Source organism: Streptomyces curacoi (assembly GCF_001513975.1).
In the GTDB taxonomy this organism is placed as follows: Bacteria; Actinomycetota; Actinomycetes; order Streptomycetales; family Streptomycetaceae; genus Streptomyces; species Streptomyces curacoi.
The window spans coordinates 177,567-194,270 of sequence record NZ_KQ947988.1 but is presented as its reverse complement, the minus strand read 5'-3'; the positions used below and the strand labels follow the sequence as shown (position 1 = coordinate 194,270).

12 protein-coding genes are annotated in these 16,704 nt (G+C 70.2%); 9 read left to right on the top strand and 3 right to left on the bottom strand.

The genetic code is table 11. From position 1 onward, the window contains the following. Nucleotides 1–158 precede the first annotated feature (158 nt). Nucleotides 159–1,136: an ATP-binding cassette domain-containing protein gene (locus tag AQI70_RS17570; RefSeq protein ID WP_062150600.1), complete on the top strand. Its 978-nt coding sequence runs from the start codon at nt 159–161 to the stop codon at nt 1,134–1,136. Beyond that, nucleotides 1,133–1,933 carry an ABC transporter permease gene (locus AQI70_RS17565; RefSeq protein WP_062150597.1) on the top strand — a complete coding sequence of 267 codons (801 nt, stop codon included), beginning with the start codon at nt 1,133–1,135 and terminating at the stop codon, nt 1,931–1,933. The genes AQI70_RS17570 and AQI70_RS17565 overlap by 4 nt, the downstream gene beginning before the upstream one ends. Nucleotides 1,934–2,027: 94 nt before the next feature. Here AQI70_RS17565 and greA read toward each other — a convergent pair whose 3' ends face one another. Next, complete coding sequence (greA, locus tag AQI70_RS17560) at nt 2,028–2,528, bottom strand: transcription elongation factor GreA (RefSeq protein ID WP_003998339.1); 501 nt, start codon at nt 2,526–2,528, stop codon at nt 2,028–2,030. Between the two features lie 223 nt (nt 2,529–2,751). After that, nucleotides 2,752–3,150, bottom strand: coding sequence for a DUF4307 domain-containing protein (locus AQI70_RS17555; protein WP_062150593.1), 399 nt, complete (start codon nt 3,148–3,150; stop codon nt 2,752–2,754). A gap of 148 nt (nt 3,151–3,298) precedes the next feature. On the opposite strand from AQI70_RS17555, the gene mca reads away from it, so the two are divergent. Both mca and AQI70_RS17545 read left to right on the top strand, forming a co-directional pair. Further along, nucleotides 3,299–4,180, top strand: coding sequence for a mycothiol conjugate amidase Mca (gene mca / locus AQI70_RS17550; RefSeq protein WP_079051344.1), 882 nt, complete (start codon nt 3,299–3,301; stop codon nt 4,178–4,180). Continuing rightward, on the top strand, nt 4,173–4,433 hold the full coding sequence (locus AQI70_RS17545; protein ID WP_079051343.1) for a hypothetical protein: 261 nt from the start codon (nt 4,173–4,175) through the stop codon (nt 4,431–4,433). The genes mca and AQI70_RS17545 overlap by 8 nt, the downstream gene beginning before the upstream one ends. A 33-nt stretch (nt 4,434–4,466) precedes the next feature. Here AQI70_RS17545 and AQI70_RS17540 read toward each other — a convergent pair whose 3' ends face one another. Continuing rightward, a complete protein-coding gene (locus AQI70_RS17540; RefSeq protein WP_062150584.1) occupies nt 4,467–7,667 on the bottom strand; it encodes a tetratricopeptide repeat protein in 3,201 nt (1,066 codons plus the stop codon). A 268-nt stretch (nt 7,668–7,935) separates the two neighbouring features. Between AQI70_RS17540 and AQI70_RS17535 the strand changes: the two genes are divergently transcribed. The 5 genes from AQI70_RS17535 to AQI70_RS17515 all read left to right on the top strand — a co-directional run bounded on the left by AQI70_RS17535 (nt 7,936) and on the right by AQI70_RS17515 (nt 16,702). Next, the gene (locus AQI70_RS17535; protein ID WP_062150580.1) at nt 7,936–9,969 is read left to right on the top strand and encodes a thioredoxin domain-containing protein; all 2,034 of its coding nucleotides are present in this window, start codon (nt 7,936–7,938) and stop codon (nt 9,967–9,969) included. A 211-nt stretch (nt 9,970–10,180) separates the two neighbouring features. Beyond that, the gene (locus AQI70_RS17530) at nt 10,181–11,458 is read left to right on the top strand and encodes a glycosyltransferase (RefSeq protein WP_062150579.1); all 1,278 of its coding nucleotides are present in this window, start codon (nt 10,181–10,183) and stop codon (nt 11,456–11,458) included. Further along, complete coding sequence (locus AQI70_RS17525; protein WP_062150576.1) at nt 11,455–13,104, top strand: ArnT family glycosyltransferase; 1,650 nt, start codon at nt 11,455–11,457, stop codon at nt 13,102–13,104. The genes AQI70_RS17530 and AQI70_RS17525 overlap by 4 nt, the downstream gene beginning before the upstream one ends. Beyond that, entirely contained in the window at nt 13,101–14,303 is a 1,203-nt protein-coding gene (locus AQI70_RS17520) for a glycosyltransferase (RefSeq protein WP_062150573.1), read from the top strand. The genes AQI70_RS17525 and AQI70_RS17520 overlap by 4 nt, the downstream gene beginning before the upstream one ends. After that, nucleotides 14,300–16,702, top strand: coding sequence for a galactose oxidase family protein (locus AQI70_RS17515; RefSeq protein ID WP_062150570.1), 2,403 nt, complete (start codon nt 14,300–14,302; stop codon nt 16,700–16,702). Before AQI70_RS17520 ends, AQI70_RS17515 begins: the two co-directional genes overlap by 4 nt. The last annotated feature ends 2 nt before the right edge of the window (nt 16,703–16,704 follow it).

The window sequence follows — 16,704 nt, the reverse complement described above, 5'->3', positions numbered from 1 at the left end:
GAAAGCCCAGGTCATGATCCTTTGTCACTCGTTCGGGCAACTCCATTGAGAGACGCGATACATCGCGTTATGGTGTGTCGCGTGGCATCGCCACAACGTGGCACGAAAGAGTACAAACCGAGGCTTTACGAAACTTCCCCGACGACGTGGAGATTCATATGCCAGGCGCCATCTATGCCGAAGGCCTGGTGAAGACCTTCGGCGACGTAAGGGCTCTGGACGGCGTCGACCTCGATGTCCCCGAGGGCACGGTCCTCGGCCTGCTCGGGCCGAACGGCGCGGGCAAGACGACGACCGTCCGCTGTCTGACGACCCTGCTGCGCCCCGACAGCGGCTCGGCGGTCGTCGCGGGCATCGACGTCCTCAAGCAACCCGACGCGGTCCGCCGCTCCATCGGCCTGTCCGGCCAGTTCGCGGCGGTCGACGAGTACCTCACCGGCCGCGAGAACCTGCAGATGGTCGGCCGGCTCTACCAGATGAAGGCGAAGGCGGCCGTGACCCGCGCGGACGAACTGCTGGAGCAGTTCGACCTGGCCGACGCCGCCGACCGTCCCACGAAGACCTACTCCGGCGGCATGCGCCGCCGCCTCGACCTCGCCGCCGCCCTGGTGGTCTCACCGCCCGTGATGTTCATGGACGAGCCGACGACCGGCCTCGACCCGCGCAACCGACAGCTGCTGTGGGAGGTCATCAAGCAACTGGTCTCGGGGGGTACGACGCTGCTGCTGACCACCCAGTACCTCGAAGAGGCCGACCACCTCGCGCACGACATCGCGGTCGTCGACCACGGCCATGTCATCGCCACAGGCACCTCCGACCAGCTCAAGGCCCGCACCGGCGGCGAGCGCGTCGAGGTCGTGGTGCACCAGCGCGAGGACATCCAGCCCGCTTCGGAGGTGCTGCGCGGCTTCGGCAAGGGCGACACGACGGTCGAGGAGCACATGCGCAAGCTCACCGTGCCCGTGACCGGAGGCGCGAAGCTCCTCGCCGAGGTCATCCGAGAGCTCGACACCCGGGGCATCGAGATCGACGACATCGGGCTGCGCCGTCCGACCCTCGACGACGTCTTCCTGTCGCTGACCGGACATGTGGCCGCGGCGAAGGACGAGGAGAACGACAAGGAGACCGCCAAGTGAGCGCCGTGAGCGATTCCCTGGTCATCACCCGCCGGAATCTGATCCGCATGGGCCGGATTCCCGAGATGATCATTTTCGGGTTGGTCCAGCCCATCATGTTCGTGGTGCTGTTCACCTACGTCTTCGGCGGCTCGATCCAGGTCGGCTCGTCCAGCTCCACCCAGGCCTACCGCGAGTTCCTGATGGCCGGCATCTTCGCCCAGACCGTCACGTTCGCCACGGCGGGCGCGGGTGCGGGCATCGCCGACGACATGCACAAGGGCCTCATCGACCGCTTCCGCTCCCTGCCGATGGCACGCGGTGCGGTGCTGACCGGCCGCACCATCGCAGACTCGGTGCAGACGGCGCTCACCCTCGTCGTCCTGGCGGTCGTCGCCCTGATCGTCGGCTGGCGCACGCACGAGAACCTCGGCAAGGTGCTCGCCGGATTCGGCCTGCTCCTGCTGCTCGGATACGCGTTCTCGTGGATCGGCGCGCTCATCGGCCTGTCCGTGCGCACCCCCGAAGCGGCGACCTCGGGCGGTCTGATCTGGCTGTTTCCGCTGACGTTCATCTCGAACGCGTTCGTGGACGCCAACCAGATGCCGTCCTTCCTGCGGCACATCGCGGAGTGGAACCCGTTCAGCGCCACCGTGCAGGCGTGCCGCGAGCTGTTCGGCAACCTTCCCCCGGGTTTCCGGACGCCCGACGCCTGGCCCATGCAGCACCCGGTGTGGGCCTCGCTGATCTGGTCGGTCGTGATCATCCTGGTCTTCCGTACGCTCGCGGTCCGCAAGTACCGCCGGGCGGGCGGTTGACGGCTCCGGGTACGTCAAAAGCCCCCGGCGCCAGATGGGCGCCGGGGGCTCGGAAGGGGTATGCCGGCCGGGGTCAGCCGCCGCACGGTCCCGGTCAGCCGCTGTAGGGCTCGGCCTTGAGGATTCTCACCGAGGCCGTCTTGCCGTTCGGCAGCTCGTACTCGGCGTCCTCGCCGACCTTGTGGCCGATGACACCGGCGCCCAGCGGGGACTGCGGCGAGTAGGTCTCGATGTCGGCGCTCGCGTACTCGCGGGAGGCGAGCAGGAAGGTCAGGGTGTCGTCCTCGTCACCGTCGAAGGCGATCGTCACGACCATGCCGGGCGCCACCGCACCGTCCGCCGACGCCGGCGCCTCGCCGACCTTGGCGTTCTCCAGGAGCTGGGTCAGCTGGCGCACACGGAGCTCCTGCTTGCCCTGCTCCTCCTTGGCCGCGTGGTACCCGCCGTTCTCACGCAGGTCGCCCTCCTCACGCGCGGCCGCGATCTTGGCGGCGATCTCCGTGCGCGCGGGACCAGTAAGGTACTCAAGCTCATCCTTGAGCTTGTTGTACGCCTCCTGGGTCAGCCAGGTGACGTTCTCGCTGGTCTGGGTCACAGGTGCTCCTCGTAGGTACTGGGAATACAAAGCATCGCCCTACCCAGAAGGATGTTCCCTCACGGATGGGCGAAACCACGAGCCTAACAATTCCATGGCCGAAGGGGGAGGACATAAGCCATCAGAATCGCGTCAACGCAGGTCAGCGCCTGTGTATTCCGGACGATTCCGGTCGGCGTCGGCACCGGCGCCGACGGGTGGCGACGGCCCGCGGCCGGGGCGATCAGTCGGCGTGGCAGCCGAGCAGTTCGGCGGTGGTCCCGCGGGAGGTCGTACGGAGCGTGACGACCTTGTCGATCCGTGTGGCGTCGCCGCCGAAGCGGAAGTCGGCCCGGCCCACCTCGGCGCCGTTCTCCGCCTGGGAGCGCAGGGTGCAGTAGCCGGAGGCGCCGGCGTCCTTGCGGACCTCCAGATGCACCGTCACCGCGTCCTTGCCGGCCTCGAACTCGATCACCTCGGCGCTGATCTTGTTCTGGCCGACGTAGTGGTAGCCGAAGTAGCCGACCAGTGCCAGCAGCAACACCCCGAGGACGGCACCGACGACCTTGAGCGTGCGGTCGGCGCGCGCGTCCGAGGAGCGGCCGTAGCGGCCCTCGGGCAGCTGCGTGCTCGCCGTACTCATGATCGTCCTCTCGTCCCGGGGCGGGGCGGATGTCCCAAAACGGGGCCCGCGGGCCGTACCCCGGAATTATCCGCACCCCGATTCGGTCACTATAGAAGCCGCCGATCGCACCGGTTCACGCCGGGCGCCGACTTATGAGGATTGAGTCTTGACTGACCAGCTGCGACTGATGGCCGTCCACGCCCACCCCGACGACGAGTCGAGCAAGGGCGCGGCCACCATGGCGAAGTACGTGTCCGAGGGGGTGGACGTGCTGGTCGTGACCTGCACGGGCGGGGAGCGCGGCTCCATCCTCAATCCGAAGCTGCAGGGTGACAAGTACATCGAGGAGCACATCCACGAGGTACGCAAGAAGGAGATGGACGAGGCCCGCGAGATCCTCGGCGTCAAGCAGGAGTGGCTCGGCTTCATCGACTCCGGCCTGCCCGAAGGCGACCCGCTGCCGCCGCTCCCGGAGGGCTGTTTCGCCCTGGAGGACGTCGACAAGGCGGCCGGTGAGCTGGTGAGGAAGATCCGGGCGTTCCGTCCGCAGGTGATCACCACCTATGACGAGAACGGCGGCTACCCGCACCCCGACCACATCATGACCCACAAGATCTCGATGGTGGCGTTCGAGGGCGCGGCGGACACCGAGAAGTACCCGGAGGGGGAGTTCGGCCCCGCGTACCAGCCGCTCAAGCTCTACTACAACCAGGGCTTCAACCGCCCCCGCACCGAGGCGCTGCACCAGGCCATGCTCGACCGGGGCCTGGAGTCCCCCTACGGCGACTGGCTCAAGCGCTGGGACGAGTTCGGGATGAAGCAGCGCACGCTCACCACGCACGTCCCGTGTGGTGACTTCTATGAGATCCGCGACAAGGCCCTGATCGCGCACGCCACCCAGATCGACCCCGACGGCGGCTGGTTCCGGGTCCCGCTGGAGCTCCAGAAGGAGGTCTGGCCGACGGAGGAGTACGAGCTCGCGAAGTCCCTCGTCGATACCTCCCTCCCCGAGGACGACCTCTTTGCGGGCATCCGCGACAATGCCTGACATGAGCGCAAGCGCAAGCCTGGCAATGACACAGCTCGCCACCCTCGCCAAGGAGGTGGACAAGGACAAGGTCACCCCCGGCGTCCTCGGCTTCATCGTCTTCGCGGTGATGGCCCTGGCGGTGTGGGGCCTGATGAAGTCCATGAACCGCCACATGAGCAGGGTCGACTTCCTGGAGCCCCCGGACCCCGAGGCGGACCCCGCCGGCGAGGGCGCCGAGACGACCGGCGCGGCGAAGCCGCAGCAGGGCTGAGGGCGACGGCGGGCGGGCGGTTCGGCAGCGTCGTCACTGCCGGGCCACCACCGCCACCCCCATGACCTCCCGCGCATGGCGATTCGGCACCATGCCGAGCCGCCACGCCTGCCAGCCGGCTTCCAGGTTCACGCCGCGCTCCAGCAGGAGCTGGTACGCCTCCACGTACTCGTCCAGCTTCGCGTCCCGCAACGGATGGCCGGTGCGGGACAGCTGGGCCAGTTCCTCCTGCGCCACGGCCGTACCGATCTCCACTCCGCCCGGTGCCGCGTACGGCAGCAGGGTGCAGCGCAGGAACCGCGCCCAGTCCTCGCCCCTGCGGTCGCCGTAGGACGCGAAGAGCCGCACCGCCTCGTCGCACAGGGCCAGCGCCTGCTGCGTACGGGCGTTGCCGCCGTCCACCACCGCCAGCTCCAGACACGTCCACGCCTCCCCGTGCGCGACGCCGATGCGCTGGAAGTCGGACCGGGCGTCGACCAGCAGCTGCCGTGCGAAACCGGAGTTGCGCAGGGAGCCCGTCTGGGCCGCCCGCTGGTCCCGCGTCACCCGGGCCGAGTGGTGCCGGGCACACGCCAGGCCGTAGACGTCCCGCATCCGCGAGAACATCGTGCGCGACCGCTCCAGCTCCCGTACGGCCAGATCCAGGTTGCCCGTCTCCTCCAGGGCCTGACCCAGGTAGTACACGGACCATGCCTCGCCGCGCGCGTCCTCGTTGTCCCGGTGCCGCGCGGCCGCCTGGCGCAGGCCGTCGACCGCCGGTGACGGGTCGCCGGCGACCAGGCGGGTGCGGGAGAGCTGGGTGAGGGCCCAGGCCTCGCCGCGGGCGTCGCGGGTGCGGCCGTACAGTTCGAGCGCCGTGCGCAGTTCCGACTCCCCGCGTGGTACGTCGCCCATGCGCAGCGCCAGCTGGCCGAGCTGGAAGTGGGCCCAGGCCTCGCCGTGGATCGACTCGCCGGCGCGGTGCAGGGCGAGGGAGCCGGTCAGCAGGTCCAGCGCCTCGGAGACCCGGCCGCGGTCCCGTTCGACCGCCGCCAGCGCGTGCATGGTCCAGGCGCGGTCCGTCGCCAGTTCGGGCGCCGACTGCAGATCCAGGGCCTCGCGGAGCTTTGCCGCCGCCTCGGTGAGGTTGCCCTGGTGGTGCAGGGTGATGCCGAGGGAACACAGGGCCCGGGCGGCGCCCGCGTCGTGGTGGGCCTCCAGGTAGAGGTCGACCACCGAGGTGAGGGTCGTGCGGGCCTTGTCCAGTTCGCCGAGCTGGCGGGCGGCGATGCCGGTACGCCACTGCACCGAGCGCACCAGCAGACTCTGGTCCACCGCCTGGGCGAGCTCGCTGATCTCGCCGAGGCGGTAGAGGTCGCCGCGCAGGAGGCAGTAGTCGCACAGGGCGCCCAGCAGATTGAGCACCGCCGCCTGGTTCACGTCCTCCGCGTGTCTGAGCGCCGCCGTGATGAAGCTCGACTCGTCGTCCAGCCAGCGCAGCGCGTCGTCCAGCGAGGTGAAGCCGTGCGGGCTGAAGCGGTCCGAGCGGGTCGACATGTTGCCGTCGACCAGGCGCAGGACCGAGTCCGCCAGATCGGCGTAGTTCACGATCAGCCGTTCCTGCGCCGCCGTACGCTCCGCCGGCTCCTCCTCGTCGAGGAGTCGGGCGTGGGCGAAGGCGCGGACCAGGTCGTGGAGGCGGTAGCGGTTGCCGCGGACGTGGTCGATCAGACCCGACTGTGACAGGGCCGCCAGCCGGCGGGTCGCCTCCGCCTCGTCGGTGGCCAGCAGTGCCGCGGCCGCCGCGGCACCGAGGGAGGCCCGGCCGGCCAGAGCGAGCCGGCGCAGCAGGCGTCTCGCCGACTCCGACTGGTCGGTGTAGCGCAGCCACAGGGCCCGCTCGATCGGCTCCACCGGGCCGTACGCCCCCAGGTCCGTCGCCAGCGCGCGCGGTGAGCGCGGGCCCAGCGACGAGCCCGCGATGCGCAGCGCGAGCGGCAGTCCGCCGCACAACTGCCGGACGAGATCGGCGGATTCGGCGTCGTAGGGGCCGGAGGCATCCTGCGCCGCCGCCGTCAGCAGCTCCTCGGCGCCGGCCGCGTCCAGCGCCTCCACCGGGAGCTGGTGCACCCGGGCGGCGAGGTCCGGGGGCAGGTCGAGAGGTTCGCGGGCGGTGACCAGCACCAGGCTGTCGGAGCGCTCGGGGACGAGGGTGCGGACCTGCTCCGGGTCCGAGGCGTCGTCCAGTACGACGGTGACCGGGAGGCCCGTGAGGTGCTGGTGGTAGAGCTCGCTCAGCCGCTTCACCTGCTGGTCGGCCGAGGAGCGCTCACGGAACAGGAGCTGTTCGCGCGGGGCGCCCAGACGGTTCAGCAGATGCAGCAGCGCGTCCCGCGTCGACAGTGGCGGCTCCTCCGCGGTGTCGCCGCGCAGGTCCACCAGGCACGCGCCGCGGAAGTGGTCCTTCAGATCGTGGGCCGCGCGGACCGCCAGTGCCGTACGACCGCTGCCGGGCGCCCCGTGCAGCACGACCACCGTCGGCTTCGTCTCCGTGCTCGCCCGCGCCGCCTGCACCCACTGCCGGATGCGGGCCATCTCCTGCCGACGGCTCGCGAACGGACCCACCGGTTCCGGGAGTTGGCCGAACGACTGCTCCAGCACACTGCGCCCACGGGCCGCCGCGCTCTTGTCCGCGCCCTTCAGCCGCGGCCCCGTCTTCTTCGGGCCGGTGGACGCGCTCAGCACCCGCTGCTGGTCGAGGAAGGGCCGTATGCCCCGTACCTCCAGCGCCGTCAGCCACTGCAGCCGCAGCTGCTCCGGGCCGCCGGGCTGGCCGACGGCGCCCGCGCGCTGGTGCGCGGCCGGCAGATGCGTGCCCGCCACCTTCACGACCGTCGCCGCCGCACCCACCACGGCGACGGTCACGCCCGCGCCCACCGCGGTGCCCGTGCCGGTGCCGAGCGCCAGGTCGGACACGGCGGCGGCGACCGCGGCGACGCCCGCCACCATCAGGGGTGTGGTGCCGCCCTCCCGGGCGAACCGCTGCCCGAACGTCAGCCGGCCCGACTCCGCCTCGTCCAGCGCGCGCGTATAGGCCGCGTACTCCTCGGCCGCCGTCTGCGCCATGGAGTCCAGCGCCCCGCGCGCCCGCGACATCAGCACCGGCCCGTCGACGCGCCCGCCCGAGCGCCGCACTTCCTCCTCGACGGCCCGAGCCACCAGCCGCTCGGCCTCCGTCCGATGGCTGTCCCGCATCTCACGTCCCCCTCCGGCGGCAACGGCTTCTCCCGGTCCCTTCCCGGATTTCCGTCGGTCAAGTGTCCTGCGGATCAGTCGCCGAGGGGAGGGGCCGCGTGCGGGGGAGGGGCGGGTGAGGCGCGGCCGAGGTGCGGTACGGCGGCCTTCGGCGCGGCAGGCGATCCTGGCGCCGGCAGCCTGCGAGGCCGCGGGTCTCGTCACCCGGCGCGGATCACCGCCCCTGTGATGCCCTGTCCCGCGCGGGTACTGCGGCAGGATGGACCCCATGCCGAACCGACTGGCGCACGAGACGTCCCCGTACCTCCTTCAGCACGCCGACAACCCCGTCGACTGGTGGCCCTGGTCCGGGGAGGCCTTCGAGGAGGCGCGGAAACGCAATGTGCCGGTGCTGCTCAGTGTCGGTTACAGCAGCTGTCACTGGTGCCATGTGATGGCGCACGAGTCCTTCGAGGACCAGGAGACCGCCGACTACCTCAACGCCCACTTCGTCAACATCAAGGTCGACCGCGAGGAACGCCCCGACGTGGACGCCGTCTACATGGAGGCCGTCCAGGCGGCCACCGGCCAGGGCGGCTGGCCCATGACCGTCTTTCTCACCCCGGACGCCGAGCCCTTCTACTTCGGCACCTACTTCCCGCCCGCTTCCCGGCACGGCATGCCCTCCTTCCGGCAGGTCCTGGAGGGCGTGCACAGCGCCTGGGCGGACCGGCGGGACGAGGTCGCCGAGGTCGCGGGGAAGATCGTGCGCGACCTCGCCGGGCGGGAGATCTCCTTCGGCGGCACCGAGGCACCCGGCGAGCAGGAGCTCGCGCAGGCGCTGCTCGGGCTCACCCGGGAGTACGACCCGCAGCGCGGCGGATTCGGCGGCGCGCCGAAGTTCCCGCCGTCCATGGTGATCGAGTTCCTGCTGCGGCACCACGCCCGCACCGGCTCCGAGGGCGCTCTCCAGATGGCCCAGGACACCTGCGAGCGCATGGCCCGGGGCGGCATCTACGACCAGCTCGGCGGCGGTTTCGCGCGGTACTCCGTCGACCGCGACTGGATCGTGCCGCACTTCGAGAAGATGCTGTACGACAACGCCCTGCTGTGCCGCGGCTACGCCCACCTCTGGCGCGCCACCGGCTCCGAGCTCGCCCGCCGCGTCGCCCTCGAAACCGCCGACTTCATGGTGCGTGAGCTGCGCACCAACGAGGGCGGGTTCGCCTCCGCGCTCGACGCCGACAGCGACGACGGGACCGGCAGGCACGTCGAGGGCGCGTACTACGTGTGGACCCCGCGGCAGCTGCGCGAGACGCTCGGCGACGACGACGCCGAGCTCGCCGCCCGGTACTTCGGGGTCACCGAGGAGGGCACCTTCGAGCACGGCTCCTCCGTGCTCCAGCTCCCGCAGCAGGACGAGCTGTTCGACGCCGACAGGATCGCGTCCATCCGGCAGCGGCTGCTGGACAGGAGAAGCGAACGCCCCGCGCCCGGCCGGGACGACAAGATCGTCGCCGCCTGGAACGGCCTCGCGATCGCCGCCCTCGCCGAGACCGGCGCCTACTTCGACCGCCCCGACCTCGTGGACGCCGCGCTCGCCGCCGCCGACCTCCTCGTCCGGCTGCACCTCGACGACGCCGCCCGCCTCGCCCGCACCAGCAAGGACGGCCAGGTCGGCGCCAACGCCGGTGTCCTGGAGGACTACGGCGATGTCGCCGAGGGCTTCCTGGCGCTCGCCTCCGTCACCGGCGAGGGCGTCTGGCTGGACTTCGCCGGGTTCCTGCTCGACCACGTGCTCGCCCGCTTCACCGACGAGGAGTCCGGTGCCCTCTACGACACCGCCGCCGACGCCGAGCAGCTGATCCGCCGCCCCCAGGACCCCACCGACAACGCCGCCCCCTCCGGCTGGAGCGCGGCGGCCGGCGCCCTGCTGTCCTACGCCGCGCAGACCGGCTCCGCGCCCCACCGCGCCGCCGCCGAGAAGGCGCTGGGCGTCGTCAAGGCCCTCGGACCGCGCGTCCCGCGCTTCGTCGGCTGGGGTCTGGCCGTCGCCGAGGCCAACCTCGACGGGCCCCGAGAGGTCGCGATCGTCGGGCCGAGCCTCGACGAGCAGGCCACAAGGACCCTGCACCGTACGGCACTTCTGGCCACCGCGCCCGGAGCCGTCGTGGCCGTCGGGACTCCGGACAGTGACGAACTCCCGCTCCTCGCCGACCGGCCGCTCGTCGGCGGTGAACCGGCCGCGTATGTCTGCCGTAATTTCACCTGTGACGCCCCGACGACCGATCCGGAGCGACTGCGCACGGCGCTGAGGAGCTGAGCAGCCGAAACGGAAGCGGAGGGCGCTGTTTCAGCTGCCCGAATTGGGCAAGTGTTCGGTTAGGTCGCGCTTTCCACCGCACCGTTCCGAAACAAGCTATTTATCGGAACGGCCCACACGCTTCACAGTTCCCCCCTAATCTCTGCACAGTGACGCGACGGCTGTAACTCACCGTTGCGACAGGGGGCATTGGGGATCTGGGGGGATCTGTTTGTTGACGTCTGTCTTCATAGCCGTCGTCTCGCTGGCCTTGTTCTGGATGGCGGCCTTCACCCTGTGGTGGCAGATGCACGCGTGGCGCACGCCCGAGGTGCTCGCCTCCACCCGGTTCAGCAGACCGGACGGCGGCGAGCACGTGTCGTTCTCGCTGCTGTTGCCGGCCCGGCACGAACAGGCCGTGCTGGACCACACGATCCAGCGGCTGCTGGAGTCGACCCACACCGACTTCGAGATCATCGTCATCGTCGGGCACGACGACCCGGAGACCAGCGAGGTCGCCGAGCGGGCCGCCGCCCGTGACCCGCGGGTGCGGGTCGTCGTCGACACCCACGAGAAGAAGAACAAGCCGAAGGCCATGAACACGGCGCTGCCGCACTGCCGCGGCGACGTCGTCGGGGTGTTCGACGCCGAGGACCAGGTCCACCCCGAGCTCCTCGCGCATGTCGACCACGCGTTCCGCACGACCGGGGCGGACGTCGTCCAGGGCGGGGTCCAGCTCATCAACTTCCACTCCAGCTGGTACAGCCTGCGCAACTGCCTGGAGTACTTCTTCTGGTTCCGTTCCCGGCTGCATCTGCACGCCCAGAAGGGGTTCATCCCGCTCGGCGGCAACACCGTCTTCGTCCGCACCGACGTGCTGCGAGGTGCCGACGGCTGGGATCCCGACTGCCTCGCCGAGGACTGCGATCTGGGCGTGCGGCTCTCCAGCGTCGGCAAGAAGGTCGTCGTCGCCTACGACTCCGACATGGTGACCAAGGAGGAGACGCCCGGCAGCCTGATGTCGCTGCTGAAGCAGCGCACCCGCTGGAACCAGGGCTTCCTGCAGGTCTACCGGAAGAAGGACTGGAGGCAACTGCCCACCTTCGGGCAGCGGTTGCTCGCCCGCTACACCCTCACCACACCGTTCCTGCAGGCCTTCACCGGCCTGATCATCCCGCTCAACGTGGCGATCGCCCTCTTCCTGGACGTGCCGGTGGGCATCGCGTTCATCACCTTCCTGCCGGCCGTCACCGCGCTCGTCACCTTCGTCTTCGAGGTCGTCGGACTGCACGACTTCGGCAAGCAGTACGGGCTTCGCGTCCGCTTCGTCCACTACGTGAAGCTCATCGTGGGCGGCCCCTTCTACCAGGTCCTCCTCGCCGGGGCCGCCGTCCGCGCCGTATGGCGCGAACAGCGCGGCCGCAACGACTGGGAGTTGACCACCCACGTCGGCGCACACCTCACCAGCGCCGAAGCGACCCGAGACCTCCGAGAGGACGTCCCTGCGTGACCTCCACCCTTCCCGCGGTGACCACTCCGAAGGTCCCCGCGCAGCGGCAGCCTGCGCCTGAGGCGCGTTCGACCAGTCGAACAACCCCGCCGAAGCGGCTGCGTTCGTCCCGACCCGACCTGATCCTGTGCGGCGTGCTCCTGGTCGCGATCCTCACCGTGCAGGGCTGGAACATCGCCGACTACCCCACCCTCAGCGACGACGAGGGCACCTACCTCGCCCAGGCCTGGGCGGTCCAGGAGGGCCGGGGCCTCGCCCACTACACGTACTGGTACGACCACCCGCCCCTCGGCTGGATCCAGATAGCCCTGCTGACCTGGATACCGGCCGCGCTCAGCCCCGAGTCGATGACCGTCGGCACCATGCGCGCCGCGATGCTCGTCATCAGCGCGGTCAGCGCGGTCCTGGTGTACGTGCTCGGGCGGCGGCTGTCCCTGCCGCGCTGGGCGGCCGGGCTCGGCATGGTCCTGTTCGGACTGTCGCCCCTGTCGGTGGTCCTGCAACGGGAGATCTTCCTCGACAACCTCGCGGTGATGTGGACGCTCCTCGCGTTCGCCCTCGCCGCCTCCCCGAGCCGCCACCTGTGGCACCACTTCGGGGCCGGGATCGCCGCCGCCACGGCCGTGCTGACCAAGGAGACGATGCTCTTCGTCCTCCCGGCCGTCCTCATCACCATGTGGCGGCACAGCCACCGCGACACCCGCAAATTCGCCGTGACCGGCGCCGTCACCGCCTGCGCGCTGATCGGCCTGTCCTACCCCCTGTTCGCCCTGCTCAAGGGCGAGCTGTTCCCGGGCAGCGGACACGTCTCGCTCTGGGACGGCATCAGGTACCAGATGACCAGACCCGGTTCGGGCTTCATCCTCGACCAGGGCTCCGGCTCCCACGGCGTGCTCCAGTCGTGGCTCTACTACGACCGTGTCCTCATCGTCGGCGGGCTCGCGGGCGCGCTGCTGCTCCTGGTCACCTGGCGCTGGTCGGTGACCGCCCGCGCGCTGGCCGGACCGTCGTGCACGGTGGTGGTCCTCGCCCTGGTGGCCATGCGCCCCAGCGGCTACCTGCCCGCCATGTACGTCATCCAGGCGCTGCCCTTCCTCGCCCTCGTCCTCGCCGGCGGAACGGCCTCCGTCGCCCACGCCGTACTGCGGCGCCGGCGGTCCGAGGCCGAGAACCGGTACGTCACCGGCGGCCGGTACGCCCTCGCGGCCGTACTCGCGATCGCCGCAGGCGCCTATGTCGTCCCGCGCTGGTACGACGGCGCCCGCACCGCCGTCACCACCGACGCCAACGCGCCCTACCAGGCCGCCTCGAAGTGGCTGGCCACCGAGGTCGAGGACCCGAGAGGCACCCGGGTCCTGGTCGACGACGCGCTGTGGCTGGACCTGGTGCACGCCGGGTACAGGCCCGGGCTCGGCGTCATCTGGTTCTACAAGGCCGACCTCGACCCGGCCGTGACGAAGACGATGCCGGGCGGCTGGCGGGACCTCGACTATGTCGTCGCCTCGCCGACGGTGCGGCGGGACGCGGTCGACCTGCCCAACGTCAGGGCGGCCATGGAGCACTCGACGCCGGTCGCGGTGTTCGGCAGCGGTGCGGACCGGATCGAGATCCGGCAGATCCAGGCGGCCTCGGGAGGGGTTCGATGAGTCACGAGTCCGTCGTCCCCGAGGAGTTGGGCGACCCGGCGGTACAGGCGGTCGAGGTCCCCGAGCCGGGTGCCGTCACCATCGTCGTGCCGACCTTCAACGAGTCGGCGAACGTCCGGCAGCTGCTGCACCAGATCACCGAATCGGTGCCGTCCCGGCTGCCCTGCGAGGTCGTCTTCGTGGACGACTCCACCGACGACACCCCGCGGGTCGTCAAGGAGGCCGCGCAGGACTGCCCGTTCCCCGTCACCGTCATCCACCGGGACGAACCCGTCGGCGGGCTCGGCGGCGCGGTCGTCGAGGGCATGAAGGCGGCCGGGTCGGACTGGATCGTCGTCATGGACGGCGACTGCCAGCACCCGCCGTCCCTCGTGCCGGAACTGGTCGCCACCGGGGAACGCGCGAACGCCGGGCTCGTCGTCGCCTCCCGGTACGTCAAGGGCGGCAGCCGGGCCGGGCTCGCGGGCAGCTACCGCGTGGCCGTGTCACGGGCGGCGACCTGGCTGACCAAGTCCCTCTTCCCGCGCCGGCTGCACGGCATCAGCGACCCGATGAGCGGCTTCTTCGCCATCCGCCGCAGCGACATCGCCGCGGAGGCGCTCAAGCCGCTCGGCTACAAGATCCTGCTGGAGCTGGCGGTCCGCAGCCGCCCGCGCAGGGTCACCGAGGTGCCGTTCGTGTTCCAGGAGCGGTTCGCGGGGGAGTCCAAGTCCACGGCGGCCGAGGGGCGGCGCTTCCTGCGGCACCTCGCCGGGCTGCGTACGGCCGATCCGCTGGCCCGGATGGTGGTGTTCGGGCTGATCGGGCTGACCGGCTTCGTGCCGAACCTGACTGCCCTGTGGGCGATGACCCAGGCGGGACTGCACTACCTGCCCGCGGAGATCGTCGCCAACCAGTTCGGCGTGGCCTGGAACTTCCTGCTCATCGAGAAGCTGCTGTTCCGCGACCGCCGTCGACACCGCCACTGGGCCGACCGCACGGTCCGGTTCGCGCTGCTCGCCAACGCCGACCTGGTGCTGCGCATCCCGCTGATCGCCCTGCTGGTCGGGCAGTTCGGGCTGGCGGTGCTGCCCGCCACCGCGCTGGCCCTCGTCATCACCTTCGTCCTGCGCTTCGTCGGTACGGAAGCGCTGGTCTATCTGCCGCGCCCCGCGGGCCGCAAACGAACACAGCGCCGCTCAGCAAGGAGTACCGCATGAGATCCGGACGGACGACGGCCCTGCTGGCCGTCATGGGCCTCACCGGAGGCCTCCTGCTCACCTCACCCCAGTCCGCCTCCGCCGCCAACCTCATCAAGAACCCCGGGTTCGAGACGGCGGGCACCGGCGACATGCCGTACTGCTGGCAGAAGTCCGGCTGGGGCGACAACGACTTCACCTTCACCACGACCACCGACGCCCACTCCGGCGGCAAGGCGATGAGGGTCGAGCTGACCCGCCGCGTCGACGGCGACCGCAAGGCACTGATCACCGAGTCCGCCGACTGCGCGCCGGTGGTGACCGTCGGCAAGCAGTACGACCTGTCCCTCTGGTACAAGACGACGACACCGGATGCCAACGTCACGCTCTTCCGGCACGACACCACGAAGGGCTGGCAGTACTGGACCGACCTCAAGACGCTGGAGATGACGGGGACGTGGACCCAGGCGTCCGTCCGCACCCCCGAGATCCCGGTCGGCACCGACCGCATCAGCTGGGGCGTCTCCGTCTACGGCACCGGCTCGGCCACCACCGACGACTACACCATGGAACAGGTCGCCGACCCGGTCCCGCCCCCGGTGTGCACCGGCACGGCGGACGAGTGCGCCAACGGCAAGTGGGACGTCCTGCCCACGAAGAACCCCGTCCGCTCCATGCACTCCGTCGTCCTGCACAACGGCAAGGTGCTGCTGATCGCCGGCTCCGGCAACGACCCGGAGAAGTTCGCGGCGGGCACGTTCACCAGCGCGGTCTACGACCCGCAGAACGGCACGTACAAGCAGATCCCCACGCCCAAGGACATGTTCTGCGCCGGGCACGTCCAGCTCGACGACGGGCGGGTGCTCGTAATGAGCGGCAACAAGGGCTATCCGTCGGCCGACGGCACGATCGGCTACCAGGGCTACAAGGACTCGTACGTCTTCGACCCGGTCACGGAGACGTACAGCAAGACGAACGACATGAACGACGGCCACTGGTACCCGTCGGCCACGATCCTCGGCAACGGTGACGTGATCTCCTTCGGCGGGCTGAAGGAGGACTCGACCGGTTCGGTGGCCGCCGAACTGTGGTCGGACGCCGAGCAGAAGTGGCTCGAACTGTGGAAGGTCAAGCAGACCTGGTCGTACTGGGGCCTGTACCCGTCGATGATCCTGATGCAGGACGGCCGCCTCTTCTACTCGGGCAGCCATGTCTTCGGCAACAACATCCCCGGCACCGGGTCGGCGATCTACGACTACGACGCCAACACCATCACCCAGGTCCCCGGGCTCCAGAAGAAGGACGAGCGCGACCAGTCCGCGAGCGTGCTGCTGCCCCCGGCCCAGGACCAGAAGGTCCTCACCATCGGCGGCGGCAACATCGACTCCAACCCGGACGCGAACCGCCTCACCGACGTCATCGACCTCAAGCAGCCCAACCCGTCCTACGTGGCCGGCCCGCCGCTCCCGCAGGGCCAGGTCGACCTCGGCGCCGGCAAGGTCCCGCAGACCGGCGGCCAGGGCAAGATGTACCCCTCCGTCGTGCTGCTGCCCGACGGCAAGGTCCTGGAGACGGGCGGCGCGCTGCACAACCGGGCCAACCCGGTCTACGAGACGTCGCTCTACGACCCGGCGACCAACACCTTCGACCCGGTGGCGCCCGACCCGGAGGAGCGCGGCTACCACTCCTCCGCCTTCCTCCTGCCCGACGGCCGCGTCATGACCACCGGCGACAACCCGGGCAACGGCTCCTGGAACCACGACGTGTCGGTCTACACCCCGCCCTATCTCCTCAAGGGCGAGCGCCCGAAGATCACATCGCTCATCGACACCGAGTGGAGCTACGGCGACACCCAGCGGATCACCGTCGACCGGCCCATCGCCAAGGCGGAGTTGATCCGCCCGGCCGCCGTCACCCACTCCTCCGACCCCAACCAGCGCTTCGTCGACCTGCCGCTGTCGGTGGACGGCAACAACGTCGACCTGAACGTGACGAGCAACCCCAATCTGGCCCCGCCCGGCTGGTACATGCTCTTCGCGGTCGACGCCAACGGGGTCCCGTCGGTGGCGAAGTGGGTGCACCTCCAGGGCCCGCAGGCCCTCAGCGCCACGGACGCCTCACCGCACGTCCACAACTTCGCCGACGACCTCAAGGGCAAGGTCACCGGCCCCGGCAAGAAGCGCACGTCCCAGAAGGTCAGCCCGACCGTCTCCGGCTGCGACCGGCACTACGGCTCCGCCAACGTCTGCGTGCCGACGGACTTCCCGCCGGGCGTGAAGGCGACGACGAAGTCCCGCTGCGACTGGCTGAAGACGAACGACTACGGCCGTCTGAAGGTCAACGGCAAGGACGATCCGCTGCGGCTGGACCGCAACAAGGACGGGGTCGCCTGCGGCAAGGGTGATGTGAGCAGGCGTTAGCC

Excerpts from the sequence above, each read along its gene's own strand:
- AQI70_RS17570 (WP_062150600.1), top strand. The coding sequence starts at position 159 with ATGCCAGGCGCCATCTATGCCGAAGGCCTGGTGAAGACCTTCGGCGAC.
- AQI70_RS17535 (WP_062150580.1), top strand. The coding sequence starts at position 7,936 with ATGCCGAACCGACTGGCGCACGAGACGTCCCCGTACCTCCTTCAGCAC.
- AQI70_RS17515 (WP_062150570.1), top strand. The coding sequence starts at position 14,300 with ATGAGATCCGGACGGACGACGGCCCTGCTGGCCGTCATGGGCCTCACC.
- AQI70_RS17540 (WP_062150584.1), bottom strand. The coding sequence starts at position 7,667 with ATGCGGGACAGCCATCGGACGGAGGCCGAGCGGCTGGTGGCTCGGGCC.
- AQI70_RS17555 (WP_062150593.1), bottom strand. The coding sequence starts at position 3,150 with ATGAGTACGGCGAGCACGCAGCTGCCCGAGGGCCGCTACGGCCGCTCC.
- AQI70_RS17520 (WP_062150573.1), top strand. The coding sequence starts at position 13,101 with ATGAGTCACGAGTCCGTCGTCCCCGAGGAGTTGGGCGACCCGGCGGTA.
- AQI70_RS17545 (WP_079051343.1), top strand. The coding sequence starts at position 4,173 with ATGCCTGACATGAGCGCAAGCGCAAGCCTGGCAATGACACAGCTCGCC.